The following is a 13,068-nucleotide window of genomic DNA, read 5'->3' on the forward strand; positions in this document are numbered from 1 at the left end:
TCAGGATTCGATCCGGTTGCGTAGAGTCCGCCGACATTCACTGGAAGATCGACCATGCGCTGGACCCTGCTGTTGCCGCTGCTGCTCTCCCCTCTTCACGCCAGTGCAGCCGGGCCGGACTGGCGTTCAGGCTGGGGCATGGTGCAGGACGTCCACCAGGGGCCGCAGCAGCCTGCCAACGGCATCGCCTCGGTCAGGCTGGAGAACACCGACAGCGGGTGGGAAGCCCGGGTGCACAATCACCTGTCCGGTCCGGTTCAGATCACCCTGGGCCCGGACGCCGGTACCGCACTGCTGCCAGGCCTGCCGGTGCAGACCGTGCTGCTGCCGACCGCCAGTGTTGTCGTCGCGCGGCTGTCGCCGCCGCCCCATGCGCAGCGCCTGCAGGTCCAGCTGGAAGCCGTACCAGGCGACCCATCGGCCCGCCCCCAGGATGTGGCGTACCAGCTTCCGTTCATCGCCACCCGCTTCCAGGTCACCCAGGCCCCGCAGGGCCGCTACAGCCATACCGATGCCGAGAACCGCGACGCGATCGACTTCGCCCTGCCCGAAGGCACGCCGGTACTGGCCGCGCGCCGCGGCAAGGTGATGCAGGTCCAGGGCAACTACACGGAGAACGGCACCGATCCGGCCCGGGATCGCGACCGCGCCAATTTCATCCGCGTCCTGCACGAGGACGGCAGCATGGCGGTCTATGCCCATCTACGCGCAAATGGCGTGTTGGTACGCAGTGGCCAGCAGGTCGAAGCCGGACAGCGCATCGGGGTGTCGGGCAACACCGGCTACAGCACCGCCCCGCACCTGCACTTCGTGGTCCAGGCCAATACCGGCATGCAGTTGCGCTCGATCCCGGTGCGCATCGTCAGCGACCGCGGCGAATTGCACTTCGCGCGTGAAGACGACCCCACCGGCCCGGCCGCAAGCCCTTGAGCGCTCAGGTATAATCAGCGGCTTATCTTTCTGAAGAGCGCCCCGGGCGGGCGCGCCACGCCATGTCCGAAGTCGCTACCGAAGCTGCGCGCCGCCGCACCTTCGCCATCATTTCCCACCCTGACGCCGGCAAGACCACGCTGACCGAAAAGCTGCTGCTGTTCGGGGGCGCAATCCAGATGGCCGGCTCGGTGAAGGGCCGCAAGGCCGCGCGTCACGCGACTTCCGACTGGATGGCGCTGGAAAAGGAGCGCGGCATTTCGGTCACCTCGTCGGTGATGCAGTTCCCGTATGAGGGGAAGATCGTCAACCTGCTGGACACCCCCGGCCACGCCGACTTCGGCGAGGACACGTATCGCGTGTTGACCGCAGTGGACTCGGCGCTGATGGTGATCGACGTGGCGAAGGGCGTGGAGGAACGCACCATCAAGCTGATGGAGGTGTGCCGCCTGCGCGACACCCCGATCATGACCTTCATCAATAAGCTCGACCGCGAAGGCAAGGAGCCCATTGACCTGCTGGACGAAGTCGAGAGCGTGCTGGGGATCCAGTGCGCACCGGTGACCTGGCCGATCGGCATGGGCCAGCGCCTGAAGGGCGTGGTGCACCTGATCAGCGGCGAAGTGCACCTGTACGAACAGGGCCGGAACTTCACCCGCCAGGACTCGACCATCTTCCCGTCCATCAACGCGCCCGGCCTGGTCGAGCGGATCGGCGAGCAGATGCTGGCCGAACTGCGCGATGAACTGGACCTGGTACAGGGGGCCAGCCACGCATTCGACCTGGACGCCTACCGCGCCGGCAAGCAGACTCCCGTGTTCTTCGGCTCGGGCGTGAACAACTTCGGCGTACAGCCGCTGCTGGATTTCTTTGTCGAGCACGCACCTTCTCCGCAGGCACGCGCCACCACCGGCCGCGAGATCGCCCCGCAGGAAAACAAGCTGACCGGCTTCGTGTTCAAGATCCAGGCCAACATGGATCCGCAGCACCGCGACCGCGTGGCGTTCATGCGCGTGTGCTCGGGCCGGTTCACCGCAGGCATGAAGACGTTCCATGTGCGCACCGGCAAGGAGATGAAGCTGGCCAACGCGCTGACCTTCATGGCCAGCGACCGTGAAATCGCGGCCGAAGCCTGGCCGGGCGACGTGATCGGCATCCACAATCACGGCACCATCTCCATCGGTGACACCTTCACCGAAGGCGAAGCGGTCAGCTTCACCGGCATTCCCAACTTCGCCCCGGAACTGTTCCGCCGCGCACGCCTGCGCGATCCGCTCAAGCTCAAGCAGCTGCAGAAGGGCCTGGCGCAGCTGTCCGAAGAAGGGGCCACGCAGTTCTTCCGCCCGCTGATGAGCAACGATCTCATCCTGGGCGCGGTGGGTGTGCTGCAGTTCGACGTGGCGGCCTACCGGCTCAAGGACGAGTACGGGGTCGAAGCGGTGTTCGAGCCGGTCAGCGTGACGACCGCACGCTGGGTGACCTGCGACAACGAGAAGAAGCTGGAAGAGTTCCGCGAGAAGAACGCCAACAACCTGGGCATCGACGCGGCCGGCCACCTGGTCTACCTGGCTCCGACCCGGGTCAACCTGCAGCTGGCCCAGGAACGCGCGCCGGACGTGCGTTTCGCCGCCACCCGCGAAGCAGCGCACAGCATTTCGGTGGCCTGAGCACCGCCATGCGATGATAGGGGGGAGCGGGATCCCCCTCCCCGCGGATCGCATCGCCCATGACCACCGTTGCTTCCGTCCGTGAAGAAATCGCCAGCGCCCTGACCCATGGTCTCGGCGCTGTAGCCGCCCTCGCCGCCAGTGCGGTGCTGATCACGCTGGCCGCCATCTATGGCGACGGCTGGCAGCTGGCCAGCGCCATCGTGTTCGGCATCGCGCTGCTGCTGCTGTATACCGCGTCCACGCTGTACCACGCGATCCAGCATCCCATCGCCAAAGGACGCCTGAAGGTGTTCGACCACTGCGCGATCTATCTGCTGATCGCCGGCACCTATACGCCCTTTACCCTGATCGGTCTGCGCGGGCCTTGGGGCTGGGGCTTGTTCACCGCGATCTGGGCACTGGCGGTGTTCGGGGTGATCTTCAAGCTGTTCTACACCGGCCGCTTCAAGCTGCTTTCCACGGCGATCTATATTGCGATGGGCTGGCTGGTGGTCGTGGCAATCAAGCCGATGTGGGCGTCGATTGATGGCTGGACGCTGGGCTGGCTGTTTGCGGGTGGGCTGTCTTACACCTTGGGCACTTATTTTTATCACCGCGAATCGATTCCTTATTCGCATGCGATCTGGCATTTGTTTGTGATTGGTGGAAGCGTCTGCCACTTTGTGGCCGTGACCGCCCAGGTTCTGTAGAGCCACGCCCTGCGTGGCTGCTCTTCGTTCGGGCGTCATGAACGCCTGACACACGTCTTCGGCCACTGCTAAACGTTGGTCGATGATTCGCAACGCCGTGGATCAGGACTTCGGACGCTTGTGCCGCGCTGCGCGCGGGTACCACGCATGGCGTGGTACCTACGAATTGTTACGTGCGCAGGACGATGGCGTTGGGTGTGCTCCTGACATGGCGGTTACCTTTGCTTCGCGTTTTGTGCACGGGGGGCGGGCAACCATGCGGCGGTGAATACTGAATCCGCTCAGGTGGTGTCCTCCCGCTCGCGTTGGCAGTGGCGTCGTCCCGGCAAGCGGGGGCAGCGATGGCTGGCCGTGCTGGTGTTTCTGTTCGCACTGGTGCTGCTGGTGATCGCGCTTTGGGACTGGAACTGGTTCAAGGGGCCGGTGGAGCGGGCGGTGCAGGCCAAGACCGGGCGTGAGTTCCATATCAACGGCAATCTGGACGTCGATCTCGGACGCGTTGTCACCGTGCGTGGCGACGGCCTGACGTTCGCCAATGCGGAGTGGTCCAAGCAGCCGAAGATGGCCAGTGCTGATCGCGCCGAAATCGATGTTCGTTTCTGGCCGCTGCTGCGCGGCGACGTGCTGATTCCGGAAATCCGCATGACCCGGCCGGATCTGCTTCTGGAGACCGCGCCGCAAAAGGACCAGCCCGGCAACTGGGATTTCCTGGGTCCCAGTGACGGCAAGCCACCGGTGCTGCAGCGCCTGCTGATCGATGATGGTCGGCTGCAGTTCCTGGACGCGGCCGGCAGGACGGACATCCTGGTGTCGTTGAACAGCGGCAAGCCCAAGACCGCAGACAGCGCTCCCCCGCTGCTGGTGAATGGCAAGGGGCGCTGGCAGGGCAATCCCTTCACCCTGGATGGCAACACCGAATCGCCGCTGGAACTGACCAACAGCGATCATCCCTTCCGGATCCACCTGGACGGGCGCGCTGGCGGGACCCACGCCATCGCCAGTGGTACCTTGACCAACCCGTTTGCGCTGCGCACGTTCGACCTGGACTTCATGCTCAGCGGCCAGGACATGGAAGATCTGTACCCGCTGATCGGATTAGCCATTCCGTCGACGCCACCCTACAAACTGAAGGGACGCCTGAAGCGCAACAACGACGTCTGGCGCTACGAGAACTTCACTGGTACCGCCGGTGACAGCGATCTCGGCGGCACCGCGCAGATCGAAGTGGGGCGTGAGCGCCCCTTCCTGAAGGCCGAGCTTGTCTCCAAACGGCTCGACTTCGACGACCTAGCCGGCTTCGTGGGAGCCCCGCCGAAGACCGGCGGCGGCGAGTCGGCCAATGCCGAACAGAAAGCGGAGGCCGCTGCGCTCAAGGCCAGCGCGCGCATCCTCCCGGACACGCCCTACAACCTGACCAAACTGCGCGCAATGGATGCCGACGTGCGCTGGAAGGCGCAGCGGATCAACGCCCCCTCCCTGCCGCTGGACGACATGGATGCGCATCTCACCCTGGACGCCGGCCTGCTGCAGCTGCAGCCCCTGAACTTTGGTGTGGCAGGTGGCGACATCCGCAGCAACATCCGTCTGGACGCGCGCAAGGACACCATCGACACCCGCCTGCAGGCCAGCATCCGCAGGGTGCAGCTGGGCAAGCTGTTCCCGGATGCGAAGCTGGCCGAACAGGCTTCGGGAGGGATCAGCGGAGACATCGACCTCAGGGGCCAGGGCAACTCAGTGGCGGCGATGCTGGGCAGTTCCGACGGTGCGGTGGCCGTGGGCATGGGTCGCGGTCATATCGGCAACCTGATCATGGAACTGGCCGGACTGGATGTCGCCGAGTCGCTGAAATTCCTGTTCACCGGCGATCGGCAGATCCCTCTGCGCTGCGCATGGGGCGACTTTGGCGTCGCAGGCGGGGTGATGAATTCCAAGGCGCTGGCGTTCGATACCGAGGACACCCTGATCCTGGGCGAGGGCACCGTGGACCTCAAGCAGGAACAGCTGGACCTGCTGCTGCGTCCGCGACCGAAGGACATCAGCATCCTGGCGCTGCGTTCGCCGTTGCGCATTGGCGGTACGTTCAAGGATCCTTCGTTCCGGCCCGACTTCAAGGCGCTGGGCGTGCGCGGTGCAATCGCGCTCACGCTGGGCAGCATCACACCGCCGGCTGCCCTGCTGGCAACGATCGAGACCGGCCCTGGCAAGGACACCAACTGCGGCGGCCGCTACGCCAAATAATCCGGCGAGGAGACGCCAGAACCCGCCTCAACCGGTCACGATGTACTGCTGCAGCTGATCCAGCCTCCGGGCCTGGTCGTCGATGACCGACTTGACCAGATCGCCGATGGAAATCACGCCGATCACTCCGCTTTCATCCACCACCGGCAGGTGGCGGATGCGATGCTCGGTGACCAGCTGCAGGCAGTGTTCCACCTGCTGTGCCGGTGCGACCGTAATGACCTGGGCGGTCATGATGTCGCGCACCTGGGTGGTTCGCGAGGAGCGCTCGTGCAGCACGATCTTGCGCGCATAGTCGCGCTCGGACAGGATCCCGACCAGGTGACCCTGATCCATCACCAGGACCGCGCCGATGCCTTTCTCAGCCATCAGCCGGATCGCGTCGATCACCGCCGCGTCAGGGCGGACCTCGAATACCTCAGGAGACTTGCCTTCCAACAGCTGCCGTACCGTGGTCATCTGCCTGCCCTCCAGCGGTGGGAAACACCGCCGAGTGTGCCACGGCCGGTGCATGCCAGGTGTCAACCAGATACAGCGGGCGCTGCTTTGACTCTTCATAAAGACGCCCCAGGTATTCTCCGATCAACCCCAGCGCGATCAACTGCACACCGCCCAGGAACAGGATCACCGACATCATGGTCGGATAGCCTGCCACCCGATCGCCGTAAAGCGCCGCCTTGGCGATCACCCACATTCCGAACACGAAGGCGAAGCTCGCCGTCGCCAGGCCCAGATAGGTCGCGGCGCGCAGCGGCACGGTGGAAAAACTGGTGATGCCCTCCAGCGCGAAATTCCAGAGTTTCCAGAACCCGAACTTGCTGTCACCCACCATCCGCGAGTGACGGTGATAGGGCAAGGCCTTGCGGCGGAAACCCACCCAGCCGAACAGGCCCTTCATGAAACGGTGGCGTTCACGCAGCTGACCAAGCGCCTGCAGCGCACGCGGGGACAGCAGGCGGAAGTCGCCGGTGTCGGCGGGAATCGGCGTCCTGGACAGGCGCCCGATCACCCGATAGAACGCTGCCGCGGTACTGCGCTTGAGCCAGCTCTCGCCGTCGCGGACCAGGCGCGTTCCATAGACGTTGTCGTAGCCTTCGCGCCACAGCGCCACGAATTCCGGAATCAACTCCGGCGGATCCTGCCCGTCTGCATCCAGCAGCATGACCGCGCCGTCGTCGACGAAGTCGAGTCCGGCCGTCAGCGCGGCCTCCTTGCCGAAGTTGCGCGACAGCCGCAGGGTGCCCACCGAAGGGTCCTGGGCGGCCAATGCCTGCATCACCGCCCAGGTCTCATCGGTGCTGCCATCGTCCACATACAGGACATGGCCGACGATGTCGTCCAGCCCATCCAGGACCGCGCGCAGCCGCGGGTGCAGCAGCGGCAGTGCCGCTGCTTCGTTGTGGGCGGCGATGACCAGGGTCAGGCGTTGGGCTGTCATGTGTGGATTGTAACGTCAGGCCATCACATGCATGAACCGTCATTCCTCACGCACGTAACCCGCGCCACCCAGCTGGCGTGCCTGGCGCTGGATCCACGCCGCGCGACGCTGTACGTACGGGCCGGGCTTCGCCGCACTGTAGCGTCGCGGCGCGGGAAGCACGGCGGCCAGCCGCGCGCTTTCGCCAGGGCTCAGGCGCGCGGCATCCTTGTTCCAGTACTGCCGCGCGGCGGCTTGCGCGCCGTAGATGCCATCGCCGAACTCGGCGATGTTGGCGTACATCTCCAGGATCCGCGACTTCGGCCACAGGGTCTCGATCAGCAGGGTGTACCAGACCTCCAGCCCCTTGCGCACCCAGCTGCGTCCCTGCCAGAGGAACAGGTTCTTGGCGACCTGCTGGCTGATGGTGCTGGCACCACGCAGCCGGCCGCCGCGTGCATTGTGGTCACGCGCCTTCTCGATGGCCTTGAGGTCGAAGCCATTGTGCTGGGGAAACCGCTGATCTTCGGCTGCCACCAGCGAGATGGGCAGACTGGGTGCCATCTGCTCCAGGTCGCGCCACTGGTAGTGCAGCCGATAGTCCCGGTCGCCCTGCCCCAGCGCCTCGCCATAGCGCCACAGCATCACCGTGGACAACGGCGGATCCACGAAACGCAGCACCGCGACCTGCAGCACGCTGCCGACCACGAACAGCAGCGGCAGCCAGAGCAGCAGCTTCCAGCGCCTGCGCCAGCGGCGCGGCCGCGGGGAATCCAGGCCATGCCCGGCCTTGTGGTTGCTACGCTCTGCCCCCATTACTGGTGCATCCTCTGCTTGCACGGTTGTCGGCGCATTATCCGGCAACATGCCTCCTTTCATTAAGCGCCCCGACCCGATGACCGCCCAGACCGATTCCCTGACCCGTTTCCTGCTTCCTGACGCCGGCGTGCGCGGTGTGCACGTACACCTGGATGCGACCTGGCAGGACATCCTTGCGCCGGCCAGCTACCCGCCAGCCGCCACCGAGCTGCTCGGGGAGGCGAGCGTGGCGGCGGCGCTGTTCACCGGACACACCAAAGTGGACGGACGCCTGTCCATCCAGCTGCGCAGCAGCACCGTGCTGCGCACCCTGTTCGCCGAATGCACCGCCGCCGGCACCCTGCGCGGCGTGGTCCAGCTGGCTGAAGGCGGTGGCGATGTCTCGCGCGACCTGACCGCGCTGGGCACGGACGCGCTGCTGGCCATCACCATCGAGAATCCCGGCCTGGACCCGCGCGAACCGCAGCGCTACCAGAGCCTGGTCGGGCTGGACGCGTCCGCGCTGGACGAGGCATTCGAGGACTACTTCCGGCAGTCCGAACAGTTGCCCACGCGCCTGCTGCTGGCGGCCAACGGCTCCCATGCCGCCGGCCTGCTGCTGCAGAAGCTGCCTGGCGATGAGGGCGACGTCGACGGCTGGGACCGCGCCAGCGCCCTGTTCGAGACCCTGGGCAAGCAGGAGCTTCTGGACACCCCCGCGCAGACCCTGCTGCACCGGCTGTTCCATGAGGAAGCCCCGCAGCTGCTTGGCGAGCGCCCGTTGCGCTTTGCCTGCTCCTGCTCACGTGAGCGGGTCGCAGGCATGCTGCAGTCGCTGGGCGAGGACGAAGCCCGGGCCGCCGCCGAAACGACCGGCGAGGTGGAAGTCCGATGCGAGTTTTGCGGACGGGAGTATCACTTTTCTTTGACGGACCTGGACATAATGTTCCAGGACGCCGGGGTTGCCTCGCCGGCTCCTGAACGGCTTCAGTAAGGGCCGCGCGAGTTTTGTTCTGGGGAGAACCAAGACTTGTCAACCAACACTTGTTAAGAAATCATAAACACCCTAGGATCAGGTTCCTGCTTCGGCGGGAACTTGTGCTCACCCCTGCTGTCTGAGAAGTCCCATGCGTGCCCTCCTGCGTCTACCGCTGGCCCTGATGATCGCCGTTGCCGCGATCCCGGGCGCGTATGCGCAAAGCAAGGCACGCGCCGACAGCACCGTGCTGCCGGTGTGGAACAAGGGCAGCGGCAAGGTGGAAGCCCTGCTGTACCTGGAACCCACCGGAGAACAGGCAGCGGGGGCGCGCTGGCATTTCGGCCGCAGTTCGCTGGACGCCGCCTTCGGCCTGTCCTCGGGCGACTCGCTGGGGCTGCTCTGCAGCAGCAGCGGCGGTGCCAGCATGAGCAGCCTGGCCAGCCACTGCATGCTGGCCAGCCTGGGTGATGACGACGACAGTCCGCTGAGCCGCCGGGTGACCGGTACGGCCGCATTCAATCGTCCCGGCGGCCGCCTCGGCATCACCGCCGGCACCGGTCGCGAGACCCTCCCCGCCTGGCTGGCCGGCCCGAACAAGTCGCCGGCGCTGCGCGCCGAGCAGAATGACCTCACCGTTTTCGGGCAGAAGAACATCGGCCGCGAAGGCTTCGTGTCCATTGGCGGCACCTATGCCAAGGCACGGCTGGTCCCGCTGTCCGACGTCTCCCCTGCGCTGGTCGACCGCTGGGACAGCAAGAGCCTGTCGCTGGGAGCCGGCTACGGCAATTTCAGCGGCAACATCATCGGCCGCGTGGTCGACGTGCCGGGACAGCCCGGCAAGTGGGAAGGACTGGGCCTGGGCCTGACCTGGCGCACCCCGTGGAGTGGCCAGCTGACGGTTGGTGCGGAGAATGTCATCACCCGTGGCAAGAACCCCTTCGCTCCGCGCAACGAGAGCAATGACGAGGGCACCGTGCCCTACGTCCGCTACGAGCAGGATCTGTAGGCCGGTTCACCCACCATCCTCTGTACGAAAAAGGCGCGCCACTGGCGCGCCTTTTTGATTGTCCTGTGACAGGCACAACGCCCGCCTTGATACAAAGCGTGACAAATCAGCTGAAACTATTTTCATAACGTTTTTTTAACATTCGACCCATCTGCTCAGTGAATGCCTTGATCCACAAGGACTTTGCCGAATTTCACACAGATCACAGCAATCATTAACGCTACTTTAATTCTTGCGAAACGGGAGTTAGTATCGAGTCAGCCTTGTGGTCTTTGGTGCTCCGTTTGGCATCGCCTCCAGGCAAACACCCCAGTGAATACCCAAGATTCCCTTGGAGAGAGAGAGCAATGAACTTTAAGTCCAACAAGCTGCGTGACGCAGTGATCGTTGCACTGGTTGCCAGCGCAGCCACCGGCGGCACTGCCTATGCCCAGGAAACCACCGGCACCACGACCGACCTGGACCGCATCTCGGTCACCGGTTCGCGCATCCGCCAGGTTGACACTGAAACCGCACAGCCGGTGCTGAGCATCAGCCGCGCCTCGATCGAGAAGAGCGGCTTCAAGACGGTCGCCGACGTGCTGCAGAACATCTCGGCTGCCGGCTCCCCGGCGATCAGCCGTTCCGAGCCGCTGTCCTCCGGCGAAAACGTCGGCGGCTTCTACATCGACCTGCGCAACCTCGGTGCCCAGCGCACCCTGATCCTGGTCGACGGCAAGCGTCTGGGCAGCAGCACGAGCGGCTACCAGGACGTCTCGCAGATCCCGTCGGTCGTCGTCGAACGCATCGACGTGCTGAAGGACGGTGCCTCCTCGATCTACGGCTCCGACGCGATGGCCGGCGTGGTGAACATCATCACCCGCAAGAACTTCGAAGGCATGGAAGTCAACGTCTACACCGGCCAGTACAGCGAAGGTGACGGCGAGAAGCAGAGCTTCGACTTCGTGGCCGGCTTCACCGGTGACCGCGGCTCGATAACCATCGGTGCCGAGTACGCCAATGAAGAGGAAGTGTGGGCCAAGGACCGCTGGTTCTCCGAGTCCTCGCTGACCAGCTTCCACCCGCGCAACGGCTGGACCACGGTCAGCCAGTGGGGCTCTGCGCAGCGCCTGACCGGCGGCCCGCAGCTGGTCCTGAACCGCGGTGCGGACCCGTACGACGCGGCAAACTACCACGTGCTGGATGCAACGCCGATCACCGGCGACGTCAGCAACTCCAACCAGCAGATGCACCTGGTCACCCCGACCGAGCGTCGCAGCCTGTTCACCAACGTGCAGTACGACATCACCGACAACGTGCGCTTCAGCGGTGACTTGATGTACACCCGCCGTGAATCGCAGGCTCAGGTGGCCGGCTACCCGCTGCAGTCCGCTGCTTACGGTGACCTCGGTGCGATCTGGTCGGAAGACAGCTACTACAACCCCTTCGGCGAAGACATGAACTATGTCCGCCGCGGCTGGGAAGTGCCGCGCGTGTCGACCAACCAGCTGACCACGTTCCGCTTCAGCGGTGCGGTGCAGGGTTCGTTCCAGTTCAATGACAAGTACTTCGACTGGGAAGTCGGCTACCTGTATCAGAACTCCGAGAACCTGCAGAAGCAGACCGGCAACTACAACGTGCTGGCCGCCAACGCCGCCACCGGAGCGTCGTTCTACAACGAGGCCACCGGTCGCGTGGAATGCGGCACACCCGAGGGCCTGCTCGCGGGCACGAACCCGACCTACGGCCCGGGTGCCGGCGGCTGCGTGCCGTGGAACCCGCTGATCCCGTACGGCCGTACCGGTGACGGTGGCCTGACCGGCAACAGCGACCTGCAGCAGTTCCTGTTCCCGACGACCCACGCCACCGGCGAAACCACGATGACGTCCTACTTCGCGAACGTCGCGGGTAGCATCGTCACGCTGCCGGCCGGCGACCTGGGCTTCGCACTCGGCTACGAGTACCGCGAAGAGAAGGGCGAGTTCAACCCGGACGCGCTGTCGCAGACCGGTTACTCCACCGATCTGGCCGCTGGTCCGACCGAAGGCACGTACGACGTCAATGAGTTCTACCTGGAACTGAACGTCCCGATCCTGGCTGACCTGCCGGGCGCCAAGGAACTGAGCCTGAGCGGAGCCACCCGCTACTCCGACTTCAGCACCTTCGGCGACACCGTCAACAGCAAGTTCGGCCTGAAGTGGCGCCCGATCGATCAGCTGCTGGTCCGTGCCACCTACGCCGAAGGCTTCCGTGCGCCGACCATTGCCGACCTGTACGGCGGCAGCTCGCAGACCTTCGCGTACTTCACCGATCCGTGCGACTCGGTCTACGGCCAGGCTGCGATCGACCCCGGCACTGCGGCGCGCTGCTCCGCGGCTGGCCTGCCGGCGAACTACCGCCAGCTGGAACAGGGCTTCGTGCCGGTTGATGGTCGTAATCAGCAGAGCCCGGTGCCGTTCACCTCCGGCTCGAACCCGAACCTGACCCCGGAAACCTCCAAGTCGAAGACCGTGGGCCTGGTGTGGAGCCCGTCCTTCGTGGAAGGCCTGAACGTCAGCCTGGACTGGTTCAACATCAAGATCGAAAACACGATCGTCGATGACACGCCGGACGACCAGCTGAACGACTGCTACGTGCTGGGCGTGGCCGAGCGCTGCACCACCTTCACCCGTGATGCCACGCTGGGCTATGTCAACTCGATGACCTTCGGCAGCCGCAACGCTGGCTTCATCGAGACCGAAGGTTTCGACTTCGACGTCGCCTACCGCTACAACACCGACACCGCCGGTAACTTCACCTTCAACCTGCAGAACACGTACGTCACGAAGAACATCCTCAAGACGGCCAACGATGATTCTCCGGTGCAGGTCTACAACGGCTTCGAAAGCAACTTCCGCCTGCGTTCGAACCTGACCGTGGGTTGGGAGCTGGGCGACTTCGGCATCACCTGGGGTACCCGTTACTTCTCCGGCGTGAAGGAAGACTGCTTCTTCGACGACGAGTGCACCCTGCCGGACTTCCAGTCGCCGGATCCGGTCCGCAATGGTCCGATGAACGAGCGCGGCTCCACCACCTTCCACGACGTCCAGTTCTCCTGGAACGCCCCGTGGAATGCCACCGTCGCCGTCGGCGCACGCAACGTGTTCGACCACTACGGTCCGCAGATGTACTCGGCTCCGAACTCGCAGTACTCGTACTACGGCGGCTACGACATCGGTCGCTTCATCTACATGCAGTACAAGCAGAAGTTCTGATCGATCCACTGATCAGCACCTGATGCAGCAACGGCCCCGCAAGGGGCCGTTGTTTTTTGTTGTGCGCGGGCATAAAAAAGGCCGCGTCGCCGCGGCCTTTGCACGTGA

The 13,068-nt window shown here is 64.7% G+C and carries 10 protein-coding genes; 7 read left to right on the plus strand and 3 right to left on the minus strand.

Going from position 1 to position 13,068, the window contains the following annotated elements; all coding sequences use genetic code 11:
- Window positions 1–54: 54 nt before the first annotated feature.
- The 4 genes from EGJ34_RS00115 to EGJ34_RS00130 all read left to right on the plus strand — a co-directional run bounded on the left by EGJ34_RS00115 (window position 55) and on the right by EGJ34_RS00130 (window position 5,527).
- Complete coding sequence (locus tag EGJ34_RS00115) at window positions 55–930, plus strand: M23 family metallopeptidase (RefSeq protein ID WP_125357865.1); 876 nt, start codon at window positions 55–57, stop codon at window positions 928–930.
- Window positions 931–992: 62 nt separating this feature from the next.
- The gene (locus EGJ34_RS00120; RefSeq protein ID WP_125357867.1) at window positions 993–2,597 is read left to right on the plus strand and encodes a peptide chain release factor 3; all 1,605 of its coding nucleotides are present in this window, start codon (window positions 993–995) and stop codon (window positions 2,595–2,597) included.
- A gap of 59 nt (window positions 2,598–2,656) precedes the next feature.
- The gene (locus EGJ34_RS00125; protein ID WP_125357869.1) at window positions 2,657–3,289 is read left to right on the plus strand and encodes a hemolysin III family protein; all 633 of its coding nucleotides are present in this window, start codon (window positions 2,657–2,659) and stop codon (window positions 3,287–3,289) included.
- A 288-nt stretch (window positions 3,290–3,577) separates the two neighbouring features.
- Window positions 3,578–5,527, plus strand: a complete 1,950-nt coding sequence (locus EGJ34_RS00130) for an AsmA family protein (RefSeq protein WP_185750016.1) — start codon at window positions 3,578–3,580, stop codon at window positions 5,525–5,527.
- A 27-nt stretch (window positions 5,528–5,554) separates the two neighbouring features.
- Here the strand turns inward: EGJ34_RS00130 and EGJ34_RS00135 are convergent, their stop codons facing one another.
- The 3 genes from EGJ34_RS00135 to mtgA are packed head-to-tail and all read right to left on the minus strand — an operon-like array spanning window position 5,555 to window position 7,760.
- Window positions 5,555–5,986, minus strand: a complete 432-nt coding sequence (locus EGJ34_RS00135; RefSeq protein WP_125357873.1) for a CBS domain-containing protein — start codon at window positions 5,984–5,986, stop codon at window positions 5,555–5,557.
- Complete coding sequence (locus tag EGJ34_RS00140; protein WP_125357875.1) at window positions 5,946–6,965, minus strand: glycosyltransferase family 2 protein; 1,020 nt, start codon at window positions 6,963–6,965, stop codon at window positions 5,946–5,948. The genes EGJ34_RS00135 and EGJ34_RS00140 overlap by 41 nt, the downstream gene beginning before the upstream one ends.
- A gap of 39 nt (window positions 6,966–7,004) precedes the next feature.
- Complete coding sequence (gene mtgA, locus EGJ34_RS00145) at window positions 7,005–7,760, minus strand: monofunctional biosynthetic peptidoglycan transglycosylase (protein ID WP_125357877.1); 756 nt, start codon at window positions 7,758–7,760, stop codon at window positions 7,005–7,007.
- A gap of 79 nt (window positions 7,761–7,839) precedes the next feature.
- Between mtgA and EGJ34_RS00150 the strand changes: the two genes are divergently transcribed.
- From EGJ34_RS00150 to EGJ34_RS00160, 3 genes are all read left to right on the plus strand, one after another.
- A complete protein-coding gene (locus tag EGJ34_RS00150; RefSeq protein ID WP_125358013.1) occupies window positions 7,840–8,736 on the plus strand; it encodes an Hsp33 family molecular chaperone HslO in 897 nt (298 codons plus the stop codon).
- Window positions 8,737–8,902: 166 nt separating this feature from the next.
- Window positions 8,903–9,727: a hypothetical protein gene (locus EGJ34_RS00155; RefSeq protein ID WP_185750017.1), complete on the plus strand. Its 825-nt coding sequence runs from the start codon at window positions 8,903–8,905 to the stop codon at window positions 9,725–9,727.
- 347 nt (window positions 9,728–10,074) lie between these two features.
- A complete protein-coding gene (locus EGJ34_RS00160; protein WP_125357881.1) occupies window positions 10,075–12,960 on the plus strand; it encodes a TonB-dependent receptor in 2,886 nt (961 codons plus the stop codon).
- The last annotated feature ends 108 nt before the right edge of the window (window positions 12,961–13,068 follow it).

The organism is Stenotrophomonas sp. 278 (assembly GCF_003935715.1).
GTDB lineage: Bacteria > Pseudomonadota > Gammaproteobacteria > Xanthomonadales > Xanthomonadaceae > Stenotrophomonas > Stenotrophomonas maltophilia_AH.

Coding starts and splice junctions, on each gene's coding strand:
- EGJ34_RS00120 (WP_125357867.1), top strand. CDS start 993: ATGTCCGAAGTCGCTACCGAAGCTGCGCGCCGCCGCACCTTCGCCATC.
- mtgA (WP_125357877.1), bottom strand. CDS start 7,760: ATGGGGGCAGAGCGTAGCAACCACAAGGCCGGGCATGGCCTGGATTCC.
- EGJ34_RS00160 (WP_125357881.1), top strand. CDS start 10,075: ATGAACTTTAAGTCCAACAAGCTGCGTGACGCAGTGATCGTTGCACTG.
- EGJ34_RS00140 (WP_125357875.1), bottom strand. CDS start 6,965: ATGACAGCCCAACGCCTGACCCTGGTCATCGCCGCCCACAACGAAGCA.
- EGJ34_RS00150 (WP_125358013.1), top strand. CDS start 7,840: ATGACCGCCCAGACCGATTCCCTGACCCGTTTCCTGCTTCCTGACGCC.
- EGJ34_RS00125 (WP_125357869.1), top strand. CDS start 2,657: ATGACCACCGTTGCTTCCGTCCGTGAAGAAATCGCCAGCGCCCTGACC.
- EGJ34_RS00115 (WP_125357865.1), top strand. CDS start 55: ATGCGCTGGACCCTGCTGTTGCCGCTGCTGCTCTCCCCTCTTCACGCC.
- EGJ34_RS00155 (WP_185750017.1), top strand. CDS start 8,903: ATGATCGCCGTTGCCGCGATCCCGGGCGCGTATGCGCAAAGCAAGGCA.
- EGJ34_RS00135 (WP_125357873.1), bottom strand. CDS start 5,986: ATGACCACGGTACGGCAGCTGTTGGAAGGCAAGTCTCCTGAGGTATTC.